1 pseudogene is annotated in these 310 nt (G+C 56.8%); it reads left to right on the top strand.

From position 1 onward, the window contains the following. Positions 1-214 (top strand): annotated as a pseudogene (locus HALO32_RS18185) (hypothetical protein); the annotation flags it as partial. Between the last annotated feature and the right edge of the window lie 96 nt (positions 215-310).

Genomic DNA, 310 nt, shown 5'->3' with positions numbered 1-310 from the left:
CGAGGTCAGTTCGGTCATGGTGTCCTCCTTGAAATCGGATGACACCAGTCTGACGGACGTTATTCAGCGGCAGAAGATGGGGTTGATGGAGCGCTTACGCCAGTACGGCTACTACGTGAAGTGCGGCGTCTGCAGCACCAACACATCGATGAAACAGCCGTGTCCTGCCTGCGGTTGGAAGAGCGTGCGCGTGTCCAAGGATGGCCCGGAGTAAGTGATTATGCATAATTAATCGTGCGTCCCGTGCCATAGTCCCCGAGCAGGCGATGGACCTCAGCGCAGAGCCGATCAAACGAGAGATAGGCTCCCA

Origin of the sequence: Halomonas lysinitropha (assembly GCF_902500215.1) — a bacterium.
Lineage (GTDB): Bacteria > Pseudomonadota > Gammaproteobacteria > Pseudomonadales > Halomonadaceae > Halomonas > Halomonas lysinitropha.
Note: the sequence above shows the minus strand (reverse complement) of the source record. Positions and strands in the feature narration are given on the sequence as shown.